The sequence below is a fragment of the Pseudomonas putida S13.1.2 genome (assembly GCF_000498395.2).
In the GTDB taxonomy this organism is placed as follows: domain Bacteria; phylum Pseudomonadota; class Gammaproteobacteria; order Pseudomonadales; family Pseudomonadaceae; genus Aquipseudomonas; species Aquipseudomonas putida_Q.
The window spans coordinates 437,026-457,717 of the sequence record NZ_CP010979.1 but is presented as its reverse complement, the minus strand read 5'-3'; the positions used below and the strand labels follow the sequence as shown (position 1 = coordinate 457,717).

Below are 20,692 nucleotides of genomic sequence, written 5' to 3'. Positions count from 1 at the left end.
TCCATTAGCCACGCCCGCTCACGCGGGCCAACGAAGAACTTTGAACAATGGCCACTATCCACGTAGACGGCAAAGCGCTCGAAGTCAACGGTGCAGACAACCTGTTACAGGCATGTCTGTCGCTAGGCCTCGACATCCCTTATTTCTGCTGGCACCCGGCGCTTGGTAGCGTTGGCGCCTGCCGGCAGTGCGCGGTCAAGCAGTACACCGACGAGAACGACACCCGTGGTCGTATCGTCATGTCCTGCATGACCCCTGCCTCCGACGGCACCTGGATTTCCATCGAAGATGACGAGTCCAAGGCGTTTCGCGCCAGCGTCGTCGAATGGCTGATGACCAACCACCCGCACGACTGCCCGGTGTGCGAGGAAGGCGGTCACTGCCACCTGCAAGACATGACGGTAATGACCGGCCACAACGAGCGCCGCTACCGTTTCACCAAGCGTACCCACCAGAACCAGGACCTCGGCCCGTTCATCGCCCATGAGATGAACCGCTGCATCGCCTGCTACCGCTGCGTGCGCTACTACAAGGACTACGCCGGCGGTACCGACCTGGGCGTGTACGGCGCCCACGACAACGTGTACTTCGGCCGCGTCGAAGACGGTGTGCTGGAAAGCGAATTTTCCGGCAACCTGACCGAGGTATGCCCGACCGGTGTATTCACCGACAAGACCCACTCCGAGCGCTACAACCGTAAGTGGGACATGCAGTTTGCCCCAAGCATCTGCCATGGCTGCTCCAGCGGCTGCAACATCAGCCCGGGCGAGCGTTACGGCGAACTGCGCCGGATCGAAAACCGCTTCAACGGCTCGGTCAACCAGTACTTCCTGTGCGACCGTGGCCGCTTCGGTTACGGCTACGTCAACCGCAAGGATCGCCCACGCCAGCCACACCTGGCCGACGGCACCAAGCTGGGCCTGGACGCCGCCCTGGACAAGGCCGCCGACCTGCTGCGCGGCCGTACCATCGTCGGTATCGGCTCGCCACGCGCCAGCCTCGAAAGCAACTACGGCCTGCGTGAGCTGGTCGGCGCCGAGTACTTCTACTCCGGCATGGAAGCAGGCGAACTGGCCCGCGTGCGCCTGGCCCTGAACGTGCTGAACAACAGCCCGCTGCCGGTACCAACCCTGCGCGACATCGAAGACCACGACGCCGTGTTCGTGCTCGGTGAAGACCTGACCCAGACCGCTGCCCGCGTCGCCCTGGCCGTGCGCCAGGCCACCAAAGGCAAGGCCGAAGCCATGGCCGAAGCGATGAAAGTGCAGCCGTGGCTCGACGCTGCGGTGAAGAACATCGGCCAGCACGCGCTGTACCCGCTGTTCATCGCCTCCCTGGCTGAAACCAAGCTGGACGACGTCGCCGAAGAATGCGTGCACGCCGCCCCGGCCGACCTGGCCCGCATCGGTTTCGCCGTGGCCCATGCCATCGACCCGAGCGCACCTGCCGTTGCCGGCCTGGACGACGAAGCCAAGGCCCTGGCCCAGCGCATCGCCGACGCCCTGGTCGCTGCCAAGCGCCCACTGGTCATTGCCGGTACTTCCCTGGCTGACCCGGCGCTGATCGAAGCCGCCGCCAACATCGCCAAAGCCCTGAAGCTGCGCGAGAAGAACGGCTCGCTGAGCCTGGTGGTGCCTGAGGCCAACAGCATCGGCCTGGCCATGCTCGGTGGCGAATCCGTCGACGCCGCGCTGGACGCGGTCATCAGCGGCAAGGCCGACGCCATCGTCGTACTGGAAAACGACCTGTACGCCCGCGTACCGGCCGCCAAGGTCGATGCGGCCCTGGCTGCAGCCAAGGTGGTGATCGTTGCCGACCACTCCAAAACCGCCACTGTCGACCGTGCCCACCTGGTACTGCCAGCGGCCTCGTTCGCCGAAGGCGACGGTACCCTGGTCAGCCAGGAAGGCCGTGCCCAGCGCTTCTTCCAGGTGTTCGACCCGCAGTACCTGGACAGCAGCATCCTGATTCACGAAGGCTGGCGCTGGATGCACGCCCTGCGTGCCACCCTGCTGAACAAGCCGGTCGACTGGACCCAGCTGGACCACGTTACCAGCGCCTGTGCCGAAGCCGCCCCGCAACTGGCCGGCATCGTCAACGCTGCGCCAAGCGCCGCGTTCCGCATCAAGGGCATGAAGCTGGCGCGCGAGCCGCTGCGCTATTCCGGCCGTACCGCCATGCGCGCCAACATCAGCGTGCACGAACCGCGCACCCCGCAAGACAAGGACACCGCGTTCGCCTTCTCCATGGAAGGTTACTCGGGCTCCGCCGAACCGCGCCAGCAGGTGCCGTTCGCCTGGTCGCCGGGCTGGAACTCGCCGCAAGCCTGGAACAAGTTCCAGGACGAGGTCGGTGGCCACCTGCGTGCCGGTGACCCGGGCGTACGCCTGATAGAATCGCAAGGCGACCGCCTGAGCTGGTTCAACGCCATTCCGGGTGCCTTCAACCCCACCCGTGGCACCTGGACTGCCGTGCCGTTCTTCCACCTGTTCGGCAGCGAAGAAAGCTCGTCGCGCGCCGCCCCGGTGCAAGAGCGCATCCCGGCAGCCTACGTGGCCCTGGCCAAGTCCGAAGCCGACCGCTTGGGTGTCAACGACGGTGCCCTGCTGAGCCTGAACGTTGCGGGTGTGGCCCTGCGCCTGCCGCTGCGTATCAATGAAGAGCTGGGCGCTGGCCTGGTCGCGCTGCCGAAAGGCCTGGCCGGCATTCCGCCTGCCATCTTCGGTGCATCCGTCGAAGGCCTGCAGGAGGCAGCACAATGAGCTGGTTCACCCCCGAAGTGATCGATGTGATCATTCAGGTCGTCAAGGCTATCGTGGTGCTGCTGGCCGTAGTGGTCTGCGGCGCCCTGCTCAGCTTCGTCGAGCGCCGCCTGCTGGGCTGGTGGCAGGACCGCTACGGTCCTAACCGTGTCGGCCCGTTCGGCATGTTCCAGATCGCCGCCGACATGCTGAAGATGTTCTTCAAGGAAGACTGGAACCCACCCTTCGTCGACAAGATGATCTTCACCCTGGCACCGGTCGTGGCCATGAGCGCCCTGCTGATCGGCTTCTCGATCATCCCGATCACACCGGGCTGGGGCGTTGCCGACCTGAACATCGGCCTGCTGTTCTTCTTCGCCATGGCCGGCCTGTCGGTCTACGCGGTGCTGTTCGCCGGCTGGTCGTCGAACAACAAGTACGCCCTGCTGGGCAGCTTGCGTGCTTCGGCACAGACCGTGTCGTACGAAGTGTTCCTGGGCCTGGCGCTGATGGGCGTGGTGGTGCAGGTAGGCTCGTTCAACATGCGCGACATCGTCGAGTACCAGGCGCAGAACCTGTGGTTCATCATTCCGCAGTTCTTCGGCTTCTGCACCTTCTTCATCGCTGGCGTTGCCGTGACTCACCGTCACCCGTTCGACCAGCCAGAAGCGGAACAGGAACTGGCCGACGGCTACCACATCGAGTATGCCGGCATGAAATGGGGCATGTTCTTCGTCGGTGAGTACATCGGCATCATCCTCATCTCGGCGCTGCTGGTAACCCTGTTCTTCGGTGGCTGGCACGGCCCGTTCGGCATCCTGCCGCAAGTGCCGTTCCTGTGGTTCGCCCTGAAGACCGCGTTCTTCATCATGCTGTTCATCCTGCTGCGCGCCTCTATCCCGCGCCCGCGCTATGACCAGGTGATGGACTTCAGCTGGAAGTTCTGCCTGCCGCTGACCCTGATCAATTTGCTGGTGACCGCTGCGATCGTGCTCTACAACACGCCAGCCGTCGCGGCCCAGTGAGGATTTGACCCATGTTCAAGTATATCGGCGACATCGTTAAGGGCACCGGCACACAGCTGCGCAGCCTGGCAATGGTGTTCTCCCACGGGTTCCGCAAGCGCGACACCCTGCAGTACCCCGAAGAACCCGTGTACCTGCCGCCGCGCTACCGCGGCCGCATCGTCCTCACCCGCGACCCCGATGGCGAGGAGCGCTGCGTAGCGTGCAACCTCTGCGCGGTGGCCTGCCCGGTTGGCTGCATCTCGCTGCAGAAGGCCGAGACCGAGGATGGTCGCTGGTACCCGGAATTCTTCCGCATCAACTTCTCGCGTTGCATTTTCTGCGGCCTGTGTGAAGAAGCGTGCCCGACCACCGCAATCCAGCTGACTCCGGATTTCGAAATGGCCGAGTTCAAGCGTCAGGACCTGGTGTACGAGAAAGAAGATCTGCTGATCTCCGGCCCCGGCAAAAACCCTGACTACAACTTCTACCGTGTTGCGGGTATGGCAATCGCTGGCAAGCCGAAAGGCGCTGCGCAGAACGAAGCCGAACCGATCAACGTGAAGAGCTTGCTCCCATAAGGACAGAAAGATGGAATTCGCTTTCTACTTCGCATCCGGGATTGCCGTGGTCTCCACCCTTCGGGTGGTGACCGGCACAAACCCCGTGCACGCCTTGCTTTACCTGATCATTTCGCTGATTTCCGTGGCCATGATCTTCTTCGCCCTGGGTGCGCCGTTCGCCGGTGCCCTGGAAGTGATCGCCTACGCCGGCGCCATCATGGTGCTGTTCGTGTTCGTGGTGATGATGCTCAACCTGGGGCCGGCTTCGGTCGCCCAGGAGCGCGGCTGGCTCAAGCCTGGCATCTGGGCAGGGCCGGTAATCCTCGGCACCCTGCTGCTGCTGGAACTGCTGTACGTGCTGTTTGTCGCCCCAAGCGGCGCGGGCATCAGCGGTACCACCGTGGGCCCGAAAGAAGTGGGCATCAGCCTGTTCGGGCCGTACCTGCTGGTGGTCGAACTGGCCTCGATGCTGCTGCTGGCTGCAGCCGTCACCGCCTTCCACCTGGGCCGCAACGAGGCGAAGGAGTAAATCATGGGTGCTATCCCTCTCGAGCATGGCCTGGCGGTCGCCGGTATCCTGTTCTGCTTAGGTCTGGTTGGCCTGATGGTCCGCCGCAACATCCTCTTCGTGCTCATGAGCCTGGAAGTCATGATGAACGCCTCTGCCCTGGCGTTCGTCGTCGCCGGGGCCCGTTGGGTCCAGCCCGACGGCCAGGTGATGTTCATTCTGGTGATCAGCCTGGCAGCCGCCGAGGCCAGTATTGGCCTGGCCATCCTGCTGCAGCTGTATCGCCGCTTCCACACTCTCGACATCGATGCTGCCAGTGAGATGCGCGGATGAACCTTCTCTTCCTGACTTTCGTCTTCCCCCTCGTCGGCTTCCTGCTGCTGTCGTTCTCGCGCGGGCGGTTCTCGGAGAACCTGTCCGCCCTGATCGGCGTCGGCTCGGTGGGCCTGTCGGCGGCTACCGCCGCCTACGTCATCTGGCAGTTCAATGTCGCGCCACCTGAAGGCGGCGCGTACAGCCAACTGCTGTGGCAGTGGATGTCGGTGGACGGCTTTGCGCCGAACTTCACCCTGTACCTGGACGGCCTGTCGGTCACCATGCTCGGCGTGGTTACCGGTGTCGGCTTCCTGATCCACCTGTTTGCGTCCTGGTACATGCGTGGCGAAGCCGGCTACTCGCGCTTCTTCTCGTACACCAACCTGTTCATCGCCAGCATGCTGTTCCTGATCCTCGGCGATAACCTGCTGTTCATCTACTTCGGCTGGGAAGGCGTAGGCCTGTGCTCGTACCTGCTGATCGGTTTCTACTACAGCAACCGCAACAACGGTAACGCGGCACTCAAGGCGTTCATCGTCACCCGCATCGGCGACGTGTTCCTGGCCATCGGCCTGTTCATCCTGTTCGCCCAGCTGGGTACCCTGAACGTGCAGGAACTGCTGGTGCTGGCACCGCAGAAGTTCCAGGCTGGCGATACCTGGATGGTGCTGGCAACGCTGATGCTGCTGGGCGGTGCGGTCGGTAAATCGGCCCAGCTGCCACTGCAGACCTGGCTGGCCGACGCAATGGCAGGCCCAACCCCGGTTTCGGCACTGATCCACGCTGCAACCATGGTAACCGCGGGCGTGTACCTGATCGCCCGTACCAATGGCCTGTTCCTGCTGGCGCCGGACATCCTGCACCTTGTAGGTGTTGTCGGTGGCGTGACCTTGGTACTGGCCGGCTTCGCCGCGCTGGTACAGACCGACATCAAGCGTATCCTCGCCTACTCGACCATGAGCCAGATCGGCTACATGTTCCTGGCCCTGGGCGTTGGCGCCTGGGATGCGGCGATCTTCCACCTGATGACCCACGCCTTCTTCAAGGCCCTGCTGTTCCTTGCCTCCGGTGCGGTGATCGTTGCCTGCCACCACGAGCAGAACATCTTCAAGATGGGCGGCCTGTGGAAGAAACTGCCACTGGCCTACGCCAGCTTCGTGGTCGGTGGTGCTGCCCTGGCCGCCCTGCCGATCGTGACCGTGGGCTTCTACTCCAAGGACGAGATCCTCTGGGAAGCCTTCGCCAGCGGCAACACCGGCCTGCTGTACGCCGGCCTGGTCGGTGCGTTCATGACCTCGCTGTACACCTTCCGCCTGATCTTCATCGCCTTCCACGGCGAAGCCAAGACCGAAGCTCACGCGGGCCACGGCATCAGCCACTGGCTGCCGCTGGGCGTGCTGATCGTGCTGTCGACCTTCGTCGGTGCCTGGATCACCCCACCGCTGGCAGGCGTGCTGCCTGAAAGCGCCGGCCATGCCGGTGGCGAAGCCAAGCATGCGCTGGAGATCACCTCGGGTGCCATCGCCATCGCCGGTATCCTGCTGTCGGCCCTGCTGTTCCTGGGCAAGCGCAGCTTCGTCAGCGCAGTCGCCAACAGCGGCATCGGCCGCGTCCTGTCGGCCTGGTGGTTTGCCGCCTGGGGCTTCGACTGGATCTACGACAAGCTTTTCGTCAAACCGTACCTGCTGATCTGCCACATCCTGCGCAAGGACCCGGTAGACCGCAGCATCGGCCTGATTCCTCGGATGGCGCGTGGCGGCCATGTCGCCATGAGCAAAACCGAGACTGGCCAACTGCGCTGGTACACCGCCTCTATCGCCGTCGGTGCCGTGCTGGTGCTCGGTGCCGTGTTAGTGGCTGCGGTATGACAATGAATCTTGCGACTTTGCCAAAGGAAACCAACCCGTCATGATTTTGCCTTGGCTGATCCTGATCCCCTTCATCGGCGGCTTCCTGTGCTGGCTGGGTGAGCGCTTCGGCGCCACCTTGCCGCGCTGGATCGCGCTGCTGACCATGTCCCTGCTGCTCGGCATCGGCCTGTGGCTGTGGGCTACCGGCGACTACACCCTCGCCCCCGCTCCAGGCGCCGAGCCGGCCTGGGCCCTGGAATACAAACTCCAGTGGATCCAGCGCTTCGGCATCAGCATCCACCTGGCCCTCGACGGCCTGTCGCTGCTGATGATCCTGCTCACCGGCCTGCTCGGTGTGCTGTCGGTACTGTGCTCCTGGAAAGAGATCCAGCGCCACGTCGGCTTCTTCCACCTCAACCTGATGTGGATCCTGGGCGGCGTGGTCGGTGTGTTCCTGGCCCTGGACCTGTTCCTGTTCTTCTTCTTCTGGGAAATGATGCTGGTGCCGATGTACTTCCTCATCGCGCTCTGGGGTCACAGCTCGGCAGACGGCAAGAAGACCCGGATCTACGCGGCGACCAAGTTCTTCATCTTCACCCAGGCCAGCGGCCTGATCATGCTGGTGGCGATCCTGGGCCTGGTGCTGGTCAACTACAACACCACCGGCGTGCTCACCTTCAACTACAGCGACCTGCTCAAGGCCGAACTGCCAGCCGGTGTCGAGTACGTGCTGATGCTGGGCTTCTTCATCGCCTTCGCGGTGAAGCTGCCGGTAGTGCCGTTCCACTCCTGGCTGCCTGATGCTCACGCCCAGGCACCGACTGCAGGCTCCGTGGACCTGGCGGGTATCTTGCTGAAGACCGCGGCCTACGGCCTGCTGCGCTTCGCCCTGCCGCTGTTCCCGAACGCCTCGGCCGAGTTCGCGCCCATCGCCATGACCCTGGGCCTGATCGGTATCTTCTACGGTGCCTTCCTGGCCTTTGCGCAAACCGACATCAAACGCCTGATCGCCTTCTCCAGCGTCTCGCACATGGGCTTCGTGCTGATCGGTATCTACTCCGGCAGCCAGCAAGCCCTGCAAGGCGCGGTGATCCAGATGCTGGCCCACGGCCTGTCGGCTGCGGCGCTGTTCATCCTGTCCGGCCAGCTGTACGAGCGCCTGCACACCCGTGATATGCGTCAGATGGGCGGCCTGTGGCACCGCATCGCCTACCTCCCGGCGATCAGCCTGTTCTTCGCCGCAGCATCGCTGGGCCTGCCGGGTACCGGTAACTTCGTCGGCGAGTTCCTGATCCTGATCGGCAGCTTCGCGCACGTACCATGGATCACCGTGATCGCCACCACCGGCCTGGTATTCGGTTCGGTCTACTCGCTGATCATGATCCACCGCGCCTACTTCGGCCCGGCCAAGGCCGACACCGTACTGGCCGGCATGGACGGTCGCGAACTGATCATGGTGCTGGGCCTGGCGGTACTGCTGATCCTGCTGGGCGTGTATCCGCAGCCGTTCCTCGACACCTCTGCCGCCACCATGAGTGGTGTGCAGCAGTGGCTCGGTTCCGCTTTCACTCAACTCGCTTCGGCCCGGTAAGAGCGCTATGGAATTCACCACTCAACACTTCATCGCATTGGCGCCGATGCTGATCACCACCATCACCACGGTGGTGGTGATGCTGGCGATCGCCTGGAAGCGCAACCACTCGCAGACCTTCCTGCTGTCCACCGTGGGCCTGAACCTGGCCCTGCTGTCGATCCTGCCGGCGCTGAAGGTAGCGCCGCTGGCGGTGACCCCGCTGATCACCATCGACAAGTTCGCCTGCCTGTACATGGCGATCATCCTGGTGGCGACGCTGGCGTGCGTCACATTGGCCCACGCCTACCTCGGCGAGGGCTCCAAGGGCTTCCCGGGCAACCGTGAAGAACTGTACCTGCTGCTGCTGATGTCGGCCCTCGGTGGCCTGGTGCTGGTCAGCGCCAACCACCTGGCCGGCCTGTTCATCGGCCTGGAGCTGCTGTCGGTACCGGTCTACGGCCTGGTGGCTTACGCCTTCTTCAACAAGCGATCACTGGAAGCCGGCATCAAGTACATGGTGCTGTCGGCCGCAGGCTCGGCCTTCCTGCTGTTCGGCATGGCCCTGCTGTACGCAGATGCCGGTAGCCTGAGCTTCGACCAGATCGGCAAAGCCCTGGCAACCACCAGCATGCCAAGCCTGGTGGCCCAGCTGGGCCTGGGCATGATGCTGGTCGGCCTGGCCTTCAAGCTGTCGCTGGTACCGTTCCACCTGTGGACCCCGGACGTGTACGAAGGCGCCCCGGCGCCGGTGGCCGCGTTCCTCGCCACCGCCAGCAAAGTGGCAGTATTCGCCGTGGTCGTGCGCCTGTTCATGCTCTCCCCTGCTGCCAGCAGCGGCGCGCTGAGCACCGTGCTGGCGGTGATTGCCGTGGCCTCGATCCTGATTGGCAACCTGCTGGCGCTGACCCAGAGCAACCTCAAGCGCCTGCTGGGTTACTCGTCCATCGCCCACTTCGGCTACCTGGTCATTGCCCTGGTTGCCAGCAAAGGCCTGGCCCTGGAAGCCATGGGCGTGTACCTGGTCACCTATGTGATCACCAGCCTGGGCGCCTTCGGTGTCATCACCCTGATGTCCTCGCCTTACGGCGGCCGTGACGCCGATGCGCTGTACGAGTACCGCGGCCTGTTCTGGCGCCGCCCGTACCTGACCGCGGTACTGACCGTGATGATGCTGTCGCTGGCGGGTATCCCGCTGACCGCTGGCTTCATCGGCAAGTTCTACATCATCGCCACTGGCGTCGAGTCGCACCTGTGGTGGCTGGTCGGTGCGCTGGTGATCGGTAGCGCCATCGGCGTTTACTACTACCTGCGCGTCATGGTCACCCTGTACCTGGTCGAGCCGAACCTGCGTCGCCACGACGCCCCGCTGAAGTGGGAACAGCGCACCGGTGGCGTCATGCTGCTGGCCATCGCCATTCTTGCCTTCGTGCTCGGCGTCTACCCGCAGCCGCTGCTGGAACTGGTTCAGCAAGCCGGCCTGCAACTGATCGGCTGATCGCCTCGGCAACACAAAACACCCCGCTTATGCGGGGTGTTTTTTTATCTGCACATTTATTTGCCTGCCCCCTATGAAGCCTCACTCAACCGGGCTGGCCTGGCCTGCCCCAGGCAAGGCGGCCTTGCGCAAATCGCCATTGGCCGAAGGCAGGTACACTTCCGGATTGGGCATCCCGCTGGGGGACAGCTCGTGGGTCATTTCGAATTCGGCGCGTACTGACCAACCGCACGCCTCAGTGGTGCATTGCAAATAAGCGATACGCAGGAAAATATGGCGCCCTTCGCTCGTGCGTATGCGCATCCGGCTGTGGCAATGCGGGCAAACCAGCTTGTAAGTACTCACGGCAAGTACCTGCTAGCATTGCCCAGGCCAGCCTGTGTGTCAGTATTGGCTGCAACTGTGGGTGTATTCTTCAATTTGATGGTTCTCATTGCAGAAGTGCTCCTTAAAACGCAGGGCTGTATTCATAACGAGTAGTTTAAGCCCATGGAATATCATTAAACCAGTCATGGATATTTGTTATGAGTACTCACGTACTTGCTGCGGTGCTCACGCGCCTTAAGCTTCTCACTGGTGCCCAGACTGATGCCGAGCTGTCTCGTGCGTTGTCGGTCAGCCCGCAGACGCTGAGCAGCTGGAAGGTTCGCGACAGCGTTCCATACTCACTTTGCATAGATATCGCCAGGCAGCATGCATGCTCACTGGACTGGCTATTGCTGGGCCAGACCGGGCACACCGCCGCCGCCAAAGGTGAAGCAGGCTGGGAGTGCGACATGCTTGAAAGGCTGCGCACGTTGTCGCCAGCTGATCGCCAGGCCATCCTGCTGCTCATCCAGGACAAGCAACGCATCCAGCAGCTGGAACAGCAACTGAGCGAGCTGACCAGCCGGCTGCCCAAAGCCGCCAGCGGCTAACCTCTGCGGCGCCAGCGCTGGATGAGTTCACGCGGGTCGAGCGTATCCAGCCAGACCATGACCTTGAGGCTGATGGGGATCACCACCACGGCTGCGACGAATGCCGCCATGCCACGGGTCAACAAGGGCGCCAATGACGAAACCAGCGGCTCGAACAGGTGCCCCACACCCACGGTCACGAACACCAGCAACAGCTTCTTGCCCAGCGTCAGGCGCCTGGTCGCACTGGTGATCAAGCGGTCGCGCGCCGCGCCCACCAGCAAAGCCCCCAACAGCGCGGCAAACAACACACTGCCATCCACGCTCAGCAGCTCAATCAGCCCCGGGGCCCAGCGGTCGACAACAAATTCCTCATGCATGAGCCGCCCCCCGACGCCCAGTGCGCAGATATGAGCTTGCACCAAGGCTGTACATGACTGCGGCTTCGACAAAGCGGATGTAGCACACCCGCAAAGCGCGCCCTTGATCATGCCCGGCCACATCCTCCAGGCGCTTGTAGCCACGCTCTCGCAGCGCCGCGCGCCAGCACGCGAATTCACGTGCTGCATCAATGGCGGCACAGCGTGCGGCTACTTCCAGGGCGGCCTCACTGACCGGCCACGGCAGGTTCAGGCGCTCGCGCAGCCTGCCAAGGTCCACCCGTGGCCAGAACGGGTCATGGCTATCGGCATAACGCGGTAACAGTGGATTGTTGATCATGCCGCCCCCTCACTGCTCGGCCAGCATGCCGTAGCGAATGGCCTTGATTACCGCCGCCACCCGGGTAGGCACATCGAACTTGCGCAGAATGTTGGACACGTGGAAGTTCACCGTCGACTCCTTGCATTCAAGGATCCGGCCGATCTCCCACGAGCTCTTGCCGTAGGCACACCACAACAGCACTTGCCGTTCACGGGGCGTCAGGCGAACCGGGGCGTCCGCCGGGGGTTGCTGCGGGTGTCGTGCGTTGTCAGTCATGCTTGTACTCCACGGGTGATTGAGCGAGGCATCTCTGCCGGTCTGCAGCCACCTTACGAAGCGCATGCCGCCTCGCTCCACCGGTGCGGCTTGTAAAGAACTTTCGTACAAAACCGTCTGACGAAAGCCATGCAAGATTTGCTGACTTTCTTCGTGCTCCAAGCGGCATTTCGCTCGTCTCAACGCCGTTGTCCATTCGTCTTTCGCCTGGAGTCGTACAATGCGTTCGGTTTTTCCCCCATCGTCGTGCCTTGGCCTGCTGGCTGCCTTTGCTGCCACCCAGCCCGCCCTGGCGGCATCCCCGGTCGAATTGGGCCAGGTGCTGATCACCGATGAGGAGCAGAACGACCTGACAGCCGCCAGCGAGCGCCTACGCGAGATACCTGGTGCCAGCAACCTGGTGGACATGCAACGCGTGGGGCAAGGCCGGGTGGCCAGCAACCAGGACGTGCTGGCCTACCAGCCCGGCGTATTCGCCCAATCGGCGGGCAACGATGGCATCAAACTGTCGATCCGCGGCTCGGGCATCAACCGCGCGCCGGGTGCCCACGGCTCCGGGGTTTACACGATGTTCGACGGCCTGCCACTGACGGGCCCGGGCGGTACGCCCTACGAGCTGTTCGAGCCGCTGTGGTTGAGCCGCGCCGAAGTGCTGCGCGGTGCCAATGGTTTCGACCAGGGTGCCCTGGCGCTGGGCGGCGCGATCAACTACGTCACCCACACCGGCTACGACGCCGCGCCGCTGCAGGTGCGCTACGAGGTCGGCAGCCGCGGTTACCAGCACCGGCATATCAGCTCCGGTCAGGTGCTGGGCAATCTCGACTACTACGTGGCCCTGACCGACTCGGAATATGACGGCTACCAGGCGCACAGCAGCGGCAGTGCCAAAGGCATTGCTGCCAATGTCGGCTACCGCTTCAACCTGAACCTGGAAACCCGCTTCTACCTGCGCTACCGGGAGACCGAAAACGAACTGGCCGGGCGCCTGACCAAAGACCAGATCAAGCACCACCCTCGCGCGGCCAACCCGGCCTACCTGGCCCGCGACGACAGCCGCCCCCAGCCAGGCAGCACCTGGGTGGGCAACAAGACCACCTTCTACCTCGACGACGATGCGCGCCTGGAAGCCGGCCTGGTCTACCACGACTACCCGATGGACCTGCGCGAAGGCCCCATGCGCCTGAAGGTGGCCTATACCGATGTCAGCGGCACGCTGAACTATTTGCGCCGCGACACGCTGCTTGGTCACGAAAGCAAGACCACCATCGGCTGGCGCACCACCAAGCACCTGCCCAACAGTGGCGCTTCACAATTTACCCGCAATGGCGATGTATTCGGCGCGCGCACCCGTGACTTCACCTACCAGGGCTCGGACACCGTGCTGCATGCCGGCAACGACCTGGAGCTGGCCCCCAACCTGTGGCTGACCACCGGCCTGGCAATGATCTACACCCGCCGCGAAAGTGACGTGACCTACCCGGCCGAGGGCGGCAAGGTGAGCATGCATGACTGGGACTATGCACCACGCCTGGGGCTGCGCTACGACATCCGCCCGGACCTGCAGGTGTACGGCAACCTCAGCCGCTCGGTAGAGCCGCCACACCCGTGGTCGCTGATCTGGAGCGCACCCAGCACGGGCGGCAAGCAGATCCAGCCGATCGAGATGCAGAACCAGACCGCCACTACCCTGGAGCTGGGCGCGCGTGGGGACTCGGCGTTTGGCCGCTGGGACCTTGCCTGGTACTACTCGCAAGTGCGCCACGAACTGCTGGCCGTGGAAGTGGTGCCTAACTTCACCTCGGAGTTCAACGCCAGCGCTACCGTGCACCAGGGCGTGGAGGCCGGCCTCGACAGCACGCTGTGGGAACGCGCCGGTACCGGCAAGCTGAGCTTGCGCCAGGCCTACACCTTCAGCGACTTCCACTACCGTGATGACGACACGTTTGGCGACAACCGCCTGCCCGGCATCCCCATGCACTACTACCAGGCCGAACTGCGCTATGACTGGCCGAGCGGCTTCTACGCCGGGGTCAACACGCAGATGGCGTCGAAGGTGCAGGTGGACTATGCCAACACCTACCACGCCGATGAATATGCCTTGCTCGGTGCGCGCCTGGGCTGGAACTCACCCAAACAGGACTGGCAGACATGGCTGGACCTGCGCAACCTGACCAACAAGCGGTATGCGGCCACGGTGACGCCAACCTACAACGATGCCGGCCAGGACAACGCACGTTCGACGCCGGGCGAAGGGTTTGGCGTTTACGCCGGCGTTTCCTACAGCTTCCGCTAGAGCCTGCGACACGCCAGCCTGTAGGAGCGGCCTTGTGTCGCGAAGGGTCGCAGAGCGACCCCATGATTTCAGCGGTTATGCAGAAATTGCCGGGACCGCGTTGCGGCCCTTCGCGACACAAGGCCGCTCCTACAGGGATGTCTACTTCAGGCAATCAAACCGCCCGGTTCAACTTCACCCACGAGGCAAACTTGTCGACAAACGCCTGCAAGAATGGCCGGGTCTTGTCGTTGAGCTTGCCCGAGTCCTCGAACAGGCTTGCCGCCCCGCCAATGTAGGCCTCAGGCATCTGCATGCACGGCATGTCCAGAAACACCAGCGACTGGCGCACGGCATGGTTGGCGCCAAAGCCACCAATGGCACCGGGCGATACACTCACCACCGCCGTCGGTTTGCCACTCCAGGCACTTTGCCCGTACGGCCGCGAACCCACATCGATGGCATTTTTCAGGCAGCCCGGCACCGATCGGTTGTATTCTGGCGTAACAAACAGCACTGCATCACTGCGGCGGATCTCCTCGCGAAACCGCTTCCACGCCTGCGGCGGCGCTTCGGCCTCGACGTCCTCGTTGTACAACGGCAAATCGCCAATTTCGACGATCTTGAGGGTAAGGCTGGACGGCGCCAGCTCCGAAAGTGCGCGGGCGACCTTGCGGTTGTACGACTCCTTGCGCAAGCTACCCACGACAACCGCTACCGAATACACCTGGCTCATGGCATTTCCAACCTTTGCTGGGTAAAGGGACGTTGTAGTTATAGATGACCGTTCCTCGGCGCTTTGGTTTTTTTTCCGCAGGGTGAAAACTTCCGAGACAGTTGCACGGTCTATGCCTTCAGACATTTTCTACGTAATTCAGAGGTTTCCACCCAAATGGCAGCAGTAATGGTCGGCCAATTCCACGCCCGTGACGCCGAAGGCCGTATCTACCCCGTGCACGAGTTCCAGGAATCTACCCTGCAACTCGACGGCAGCACGCTGGGCGCCCCCATCACCACTTACCGCCTGGCCATCGGTGACAAGGTCAACCACCTCGGTGAAAACCGCTTCGAACTGGCGCGTAGCGGCGTCGAGATCATTCGCATTCCGTGATGCAGTCCACGGTGTAACGGCCACTCTCGTTCTGCAAGCCGTGCACGTCGGCGACAAAACCGGGGAAGCCCTGGTTGAATGCCCGGGCGAAAGCCAGGTAGTCGAGTATCGAGCGGGTCGCCTCGGTGAACCGCTCGCCCGGCATGATCAACGGAATACCGGGCGGGTACGGCACCAGCATCACTGCCGCCACACGCCCCAGCAGCGCCTCTATCGGCACCGCCTCTACCTCACCACGCACCATCTGGTCATAGGCACGGGCCGGGCTCACGGCTACCTCCGGCAAGCGCGTGAACAGCCGCTTCAGTTGCTTGGCCGTGGCATTGGCGCGGTAGCAGTCATGCAACTGCTGGCACAGGTCACGCAACCCCATCCTCTGGTAGCGTGAAGCATCGGCTGCCACCACACTCGGCAGGCAACTGCTCAGGTCTGTGTTGCCATCGTAGTGGCGTTTGAATTCCAGCAACTCCGTAAGCAACGTGCTCCACTTGCCTTTGGTAATGCCCATGGAGAACAGCACCAGGAAGCTGTACAGGCCGGTTTTTTCAACCACCAGCCCCCGCTCCCAAAGAAACTTGCTGACCACCGCTGCCGGAATGCCATGCTCGCCCAGCACACCACCGGCACTCAGGCCCGGCATTACCAAGGTCACCTTGAGCGGGTCGAGCAGCACATAGTCGGCCACCACTTCGCCAAAGCCATGCCACTGCGCACCCGGTTGCAGCAGCCAGTCCTGCGCAGCCAGGCGCTGGATGCCTTCGGTACTCGGCGGCTGCCAGATGCTGAACCACCAGTCATCGGCAGCAATGTGCTCGCGCAAGTTGGCCAGGGCACGGCGAAAACTCAACGCTTCGTCGAACATCTCTTGCAGCAGTGAATGCCCCGCCGGGCCTTCCATCATGGTGGAGGCTACATCCAGTGAGGCGAGGATGCTGTACTGCGGCGAGGTCGAGATATGCATCATGAACGCTTCGTTGAAGCGGTCCCGGTCCAGCTGACGCCTGGCCCCGTCCTGCACATGGATCATCGAGGCCTGGCTGAACGCGGCCAGCAGTTTGTGGGTGGAATGGGTACTGAACACCAGTGGGCTGTCTGCCGTGCAGGCAGTGCCCATGGCATAGCGCCCGGTGAAGAAGTCATGAAACGCCGCATAGGCAAACCAGGCTTCGTCGAAGTGCAGCACCTCGACACTGGCACCCAGGCTCTGCTTGATCATCCCGGCGTGGTAGCACAAGCCGTCATAGGTGGAGTTGGTCACTACCGCCAGCTTGATGCGCTGCCCACGATCGCGGGCAAGGGGGTTGGCCTGGATCTTCGCCGCGATTGCGTCGGGGCTGAATTCGCTGAGCGGGATCGGGCCGATGATACCCAGCTCGTTGCGCTCCGGGCACAGGTACAGCGGAATGGCGCCGGTCATGATGATCGCGTGCACTACCGACTTGTGGCAGTTGCGGTCCACCAGCACCAGGTCATCGCGCCCGACCATGGCGTGCCAGACGATTTTGTTGGCGGTGGAAGTGCCGTTGATGACGAAGAAGGTGTGGTCTGCGCCAAAGTTGCGCGCCGCCCTGGCTTCGGCTTCGGCCAAGGGGCCTGTGTGGTCGAGCAGCGAGCCCAGTTCCGGCACGGAAACGGACAGGTCCGAGCGCAGGGTGTTTTCCCCGAAAAACTGGTGAAAGGCCTGGCCCACCGGGCTTTTATGGTAGGCCACGCCGCCACCGTGGCCCGGGGTGTGCCAGGAATAGTTGGACTGCGCAGTGTGCTGCACCAGGGCCTTGAAGAACGGCGGCAGCAGGCCGTCGAGGTAGGTGTGTGCGGCGCGCGCCACCTGGCGGGCGAGAAACGGCACGGTATCCTCGAACAGGTAAAGAATGCCGCGCAGCTGGTTAAGCTCGCTCATGGCCTCGGCCGGGGCGTTTTCCAGGGTTACCTGTTCACCCAGGGCGAAAATCGGCAGGTTAGGTGCGCGCAGGCGGGCCAGGCGGATCAGCTCGGCCATGTTCTGCAGCAGGTGGGTGTTCTCGCCAACGCCTTCGGCAGCGATCAGCATGCAGGCCAGCCCGTGGTGGGTGGCGGCAACCAGCCGAGCCTCGGCATGGTCGGCGGCGGCGAGAATGGCGAAGCCATCCTGGCGCAGTTCCTCGGCGATGCCCCGCACGCGCTCGCCAGCGACACTGTCGGCCTTGATGGCGCGGTGGACGATGAGGATCGGGAACTTGAGGTCCTTGTACATCAGGTGGCTACCTCCGAAGGACATGGCGTCCATTTCAGGGTAGTTGAGCCTTGTATTGCCTGTACTGGCCCTTTCGCGGTGAACCCGCTCCCACAGGGGACTCACAAGGCTTTGGGCATGCGAAATCCCTGTGGGAGCGGGCGCGCCCGGGGAAGAGGCCGGTACAGGCTAAAAATCAGCCAGCAGCTGTCTCGGTAAGGGCCTGCCACATCGATGGCCCACCCGCCGACTTGGCAACGGCAGCCAGCCGCTCGGCATGCGCCTCCAGTTCCTCGGCATTGGCCATGATCACCCGCCCCGGCGTACGCCCGACAATCCGGCGGATCTCGCTACCACCACCTCCCTGCCCATCACCCTCGGCATCTGCGCCATGGCCAGCCAGCGACAGGCTGGTCTGGCCACCGGTCATCGCCAGGTAGACGTCAGCCAGCAGTTCCGAGTCGAGCAATGCGCCGTGCAGCTCACGGCCAGAGTTGTCGATGTCGTAGCGTTTGCACAGGGCATCCAGGCTGTTGCGCTGCCCCGGGTGGCGCGAACGCGCCAGCAACAGGGTGTCGAGAATGGTGCAATGCTGCGAAATGTCAGCGCGATGCTGCTGGCCCAACAAGGCGAATTCGTTGTTGATGAAGCCAACGTCGAACGCCGCGTTGTGGATGACCAGCGTGGCGCCCTGGATGAATTCGAAGAATTCCTCGGCTACATCGCCAAAGCGTGGCTTGCCGACCAGGAAGGTGTCGGTGATGCCGTGGACGTTGATAGCGCCCTCGTCACTCTCGCGGTCCGGCTGCAGGTAGACGTGAAAGTGCCGCCCGGTCAGGCGCCGGCCGATCACCTCGACACAGCCGATCTCGATGATCCGGTGGCCTTCGCTGACCGGCATACCCGTGGTTTCGGTATCGAGAATGACGAACCGTTTATCTTGCTGCTGCTCCACGCGGGGCGCTCCAACTTGCATCAGTGACAAAGGCCGCGATTGTACCCCAGCTCAACGCTGGGCGCGCACCTCATCGACCCCGCGGTTGGCCAGCTGGTCGGCGCGTTCGTTGCCGGGGTGGCCGATATGGCCGCGCACCCACTTCCAGCTCACCTTGTGGCGGTTGACCTGCTCATCGAGCTGCTGCCACAGGTCGGCATTCTTCACCGGCTCTTTGGCAGCGGTCTTCCAGCCGCGCTTCTTCCAGTTGACCATCCACTCGTTGATGCCCTTCATCACGTACTGCGAGTCGGTGGTCAGCACCACTTCGCATTCGCGCTTCAGCGACATCAGGCCCTGGATGGCCGCCATCAGCTCCATGCGGTTGTTGGTGGTTTCACGCTCGCCGCCCCACAGTTCCTTCTCGACGCCCTTGTAGATCATCAGGACCCCCCAGCCACCCGGGCCAGGATTGCCTTTGCAGGCACCATCGGTAAACATTTCGACGCTATCGCTCATGTACCACTCTTGAATTCAGTGCTTGTCAGTTTCAGGGTTGGCCGCCGTGCGGTTCACCTTGGCCAGCGGCAGCGGCAGCAACTTGCCCATCGGCTCGCGGCGCTCCGGGCGCAACGGCCGCAGGCCCACCACCATCTTGCGGGCCACCAGCAGGTACACCCCGCCACCGGAGGTCTGCCAGCCGCCGGCTACCCGTTCCCAGCCCGCCAGACGCTGCTGCCAGGCCGGTGAGGCAAGCGGCGGACGATAGCACCCGAAGCGGCGTTTCTCCAGCGCGAAGCCCAGCAGGTTGAGCCAGTCGCCTACCCGCGACGGCGAGATGCAGCGCGCCTTGCGCAGGGCACCGTGGCTGAAGAAATGGCGCATGCCCCAACTGCTCCACGGGTTGATCCCGACGATCAGCAGGTGCCCGCCCGGGCGCACGGCGCTGGCAGCCTCGCGCAGCAACCCATGGGGCGACAGGCTGAAATCCAGGCCATGTTGCAGCACCACCACATCGGCGGCGTGCTCGCTTAGCGGCCAGGCCTGCTCTTCACAGGCAATCTCTACCCCCGGCAGCGGCGCGCCAAGGCGCACGTTGCGCTGCACCTGGGGGGCGCTGGGCGGCGGCTCCGCGCAGGGGCCGTAGTGCACGAGGTAACCCCCGAAGAAGCGCCCGAGCTCTTCTTCCAGCAGTTTTTCCTCTTCCTTGAGCATCAGTTGGCCGATCGGGCCATTGAACCACTCACGGGCCAGGCTGATCAGCTCGACCCAGTCCGGGTCGGCCTGGGCAAAGGCTTGGTCGGTCATTGCGCTCTCCCTCGAAGGTTCTCCCACCGCGCCATCGCGGCTAAGATGCCTTCATGTGCCACGCTTGGCGAATCGGATCCGCACCATGATACAGATCGATGCTCTCCCCGCTTTCTCCGACAACTACATCTGGTTGTTACAGGATACTGCCAAACGCCGCTGCGCGGTGGTCGACCCGGGTGACGCCGGCCCAGTGGAAGGCTGGCTGTCGGCAAACCCCGACTGGGTGCTCAGCGACATCCTGATTACCCACCACCACAACGACCATGTCGGCGGCGTCGAACGGCTCAAGCAACTGACCAACGCACGGGTCTGCGGCCCGGCCCACGAGCGTATTCCCTGCCGCGACCTGGCCCTGGACGAAGGCGACCAGGTGACGGTGCTGGGCGTGACGTTCCAGGTACTGGCGGTGCCTGGCCACACCTTGGGGCATATCGCGTTCTTCAGCGACCAACCGGCAACGCCAGTGCTGTTCAGTGGCGACACCCTGTTCGCCGCCGGTTGCGGGCGCATGTTCGAGGGTACACCCGAACAGATGCAACCGGCCCTCGCCCGCCTGGCGGCGCTGCCGCCGCAAACCGAAGTGTACTGCGCCCACGAGTACACCCTCAGCAACCTGCGCTTTGCCAAGGCGGTGGAACCCACCAACCTGCACGTTCTTGAGCGGTTCGAGGACGTTACCCGGTTGCGCGCCGACAATCGCATCACCTTGCCATCAACGATCGGCCTGGAACGCCTGACCAACCCCTTTCTGCGTACCTCTGAAACATTAGTTAAACAAAAAGCAGACGAATGGAAGGGACATCCAAACGACTCGCAGGTCACTGTTTTTGCTGCCTTGAGGTCTTGGAAGGACACCTTCTGATAACCTCAAGATATATCGCAATCGATGGTCAAAGGTTGACCAGGCCCGGAGCGGTTTCTAGAATCGC

At 63.1% G+C, this 20,692-nt stretch carries 21 protein-coding genes; 12 read left to right on the top strand and 9 right to left on the bottom strand.

What is annotated here, in order from left to right:
• The first annotated feature begins 47 nt into the window (after positions 1-47).
• Genes nuoG through nuoN form a run of 8 tightly spaced genes read left to right on the top strand, consistent with a single transcriptional unit; the run spans position 48 to position 10,049 of the window.
• Positions 48-2,762, top strand: a complete 2,715-nt coding sequence (gene nuoG, locus N805_RS01845) for an NADH-quinone oxidoreductase subunit NuoG (RefSeq protein ID WP_019470484.1) — start codon at positions 48-50, stop codon at positions 2,760-2,762.
• Positions 2,759-3,766: an NADH-quinone oxidoreductase subunit NuoH gene (gene nuoH, locus N805_RS01840; RefSeq protein WP_012273297.1), complete on the top strand. Its 1,008-nt coding sequence runs from the start codon at positions 2,759-2,761 to the stop codon at positions 3,764-3,766. The genes nuoG and nuoH overlap by 4 nt, the downstream gene beginning before the upstream one ends.
• An 11-nt stretch (positions 3,767-3,777) precedes the next feature.
• Positions 3,778-4,326 carry an NADH-quinone oxidoreductase subunit NuoI gene (gene nuoI / locus N805_RS01835; RefSeq protein ID WP_016488223.1) on the top strand — a complete coding sequence of 183 codons (549 nt, stop codon included), beginning with the start codon at positions 3,778-3,780 and terminating at the stop codon, positions 4,324-4,326.
• 10 nt (positions 4,327-4,336) lie between these two features.
• Positions 4,337-4,837, top strand: coding sequence for an NADH-quinone oxidoreductase subunit J (gene nuoJ / locus N805_RS01830; protein WP_019470483.1), 501 nt, complete (start codon positions 4,337-4,339; stop codon positions 4,835-4,837).
• 3 nt (positions 4,838-4,840) lie between these two features.
• On the top strand, positions 4,841-5,149 hold the full coding sequence (gene nuoK / locus N805_RS01825) for an NADH-quinone oxidoreductase subunit NuoK (RefSeq protein WP_003251446.1): 309 nt from the start codon (positions 4,841-4,843) through the stop codon (positions 5,147-5,149).
• Positions 5,146-6,999, top strand: a complete 1,854-nt coding sequence (gene nuoL, locus N805_RS01820; protein WP_016488225.1) for an NADH-quinone oxidoreductase subunit L — start codon at positions 5,146-5,148, stop codon at positions 6,997-6,999. Before nuoK ends, nuoL begins: the two co-directional genes overlap by 4 nt.
• A 40-nt stretch (positions 7,000-7,039) precedes the next feature.
• The gene (nuoM, locus tag N805_RS01815) at positions 7,040-8,572 is read left to right on the top strand and encodes an NADH-quinone oxidoreductase subunit M (protein WP_016498748.1); all 1,533 of its coding nucleotides are present in this window, start codon (positions 7,040-7,042) and stop codon (positions 8,570-8,572) included.
• Between the two features lie 7 nt (positions 8,573-8,579).
• Positions 8,580-10,049 (top strand): NADH-quinone oxidoreductase subunit NuoN, encoded by a 1,470-nt coding sequence (gene nuoN, locus N805_RS01810; protein WP_019470482.1) that lies wholly within the window; start codon positions 8,580-8,582, stop codon positions 10,047-10,049.
• Positions 10,050-10,130: 81 nt separating this feature from the next.
• On the opposite strand, the gene N805_RS01805 is transcribed toward nuoN, so the two are convergent.
• Positions 10,131-10,394 (bottom strand): ogr/Delta-like zinc finger family protein, encoded by a 264-nt coding sequence (locus N805_RS01805; RefSeq protein ID WP_019470481.1) that lies wholly within the window; start codon positions 10,392-10,394, stop codon positions 10,131-10,133.
• Between the two features lie 179 nt (positions 10,395-10,573).
• Between N805_RS01805 and N805_RS01800 the strand changes: the two genes are divergently transcribed.
• Positions 10,574-10,966 carry a helix-turn-helix domain-containing protein gene (locus tag N805_RS01800; RefSeq protein WP_019470480.1) on the top strand — a complete coding sequence of 131 codons (393 nt, stop codon included), beginning with the start codon at positions 10,574-10,576 and terminating at the stop codon, positions 10,964-10,966.
• Here N805_RS01800 and N805_RS01795 read toward each other — a convergent pair.
• Genes N805_RS01795 through N805_RS01785 form a run of 3 tightly spaced genes read right to left on the bottom strand, consistent with a single transcriptional unit; the run spans position 10,963 to position 11,923 of the window.
• Positions 10,963-11,325, bottom strand: a complete 363-nt coding sequence (locus tag N805_RS01795; RefSeq protein ID WP_019470479.1) for a hypothetical protein — start codon at positions 11,323-11,325, stop codon at positions 10,963-10,965. The genes N805_RS01800 and N805_RS01795 overlap by 4 nt on opposite strands.
• On the bottom strand, positions 11,318-11,665 hold the full coding sequence (locus N805_RS01790; RefSeq protein ID WP_019470478.1) for a head completion/stabilization protein: 348 nt from the start codon (positions 11,663-11,665) through the stop codon (positions 11,318-11,320). The genes N805_RS01795 and N805_RS01790 overlap by 8 nt, the downstream gene beginning before the upstream one ends.
• Positions 11,666-11,674: 9 nt before the next feature.
• Positions 11,675-11,923 carry a helix-turn-helix domain-containing protein gene (locus tag N805_RS01785; RefSeq protein WP_019470477.1) on the bottom strand — a complete coding sequence of 83 codons (249 nt, stop codon included), beginning with the start codon at positions 11,921-11,923 and terminating at the stop codon, positions 11,675-11,677.
• Between the two features lie 220 nt (positions 11,924-12,143).
• Between N805_RS01785 and N805_RS01780 the strand changes: the two genes are divergently transcribed.
• A complete protein-coding gene (locus N805_RS01780; RefSeq protein ID WP_019470476.1) occupies positions 12,144-14,216 on the top strand; it encodes a TonB-dependent receptor family protein in 2,073 nt (690 codons plus the stop codon).
• A 154-nt stretch (positions 14,217-14,370) separates the two neighbouring features.
• Here N805_RS01780 and chrR read toward each other — a convergent pair whose 3' ends face one another.
• The gene (gene chrR / locus N805_RS01775) at positions 14,371-14,931 is read right to left on the bottom strand and encodes a class I chromate reductase ChrR (protein ID WP_019470475.1); all 561 of its coding nucleotides are present in this window, start codon (positions 14,929-14,931) and stop codon (positions 14,371-14,373) included.
• Positions 14,932-15,087: 156 nt separating this feature from the next.
• Between chrR and N805_RS01770 the strand changes: the two genes are divergently transcribed.
• Positions 15,088-15,306 carry a hypothetical protein gene (locus N805_RS01770; protein WP_016488235.1) on the top strand — a complete coding sequence of 73 codons (219 nt, stop codon included), beginning with the start codon at positions 15,088-15,090 and terminating at the stop codon, positions 15,304-15,306.
• Here the strand turns inward: N805_RS01770 and N805_RS01765 are convergent.
• The 4 genes from N805_RS01765 to N805_RS01750 form a co-directional block, all read right to left on the bottom strand.
• The gene (locus tag N805_RS01765; protein WP_026034353.1) at positions 15,290-17,539 is read right to left on the bottom strand and encodes an Orn/Lys/Arg decarboxylase N-terminal domain-containing protein; all 2,250 of its coding nucleotides are present in this window, start codon (positions 17,537-17,539) and stop codon (positions 15,290-15,292) included. The two genes, N805_RS01770 and N805_RS01765, sit on opposite strands and share 17 nt — an antisense overlap.
• Before the next feature lie 175 nt (positions 17,540-17,714).
• Positions 17,715-18,473 (bottom strand): DNA polymerase III subunit epsilon, encoded by a 759-nt coding sequence (gene dnaQ / locus N805_RS01760; RefSeq protein WP_019470473.1) that lies wholly within the window; start codon positions 18,471-18,473, stop codon positions 17,715-17,717.
• Positions 18,474-18,524: 51 nt separating this feature from the next.
• Positions 18,525-18,971: a ribonuclease HI gene (gene rnhA / locus N805_RS01755; RefSeq protein WP_016498736.1), complete on the bottom strand. Its 447-nt coding sequence runs from the start codon at positions 18,969-18,971 to the stop codon at positions 18,525-18,527.
• 15 nt (positions 18,972-18,986) lie between these two features.
• Positions 18,987-19,760 carry a class I SAM-dependent methyltransferase gene (locus N805_RS01750; protein ID WP_019470472.1) on the bottom strand — a complete coding sequence of 258 codons (774 nt, stop codon included), beginning with the start codon at positions 19,758-19,760 and terminating at the stop codon, positions 18,987-18,989.
• A gap of 85 nt (positions 19,761-19,845) precedes the next feature.
• On the opposite strand from N805_RS01750, the gene gloB reads away from it, so the two are divergent.
• The gene (gene gloB / locus N805_RS01745; RefSeq protein ID WP_019470471.1) at positions 19,846-20,625 is read left to right on the top strand and encodes a hydroxyacylglutathione hydrolase; all 780 of its coding nucleotides are present in this window, start codon (positions 19,846-19,848) and stop codon (positions 20,623-20,625) included.
• The last annotated feature ends 67 nt before the right edge of the window (positions 20,626-20,692 follow it).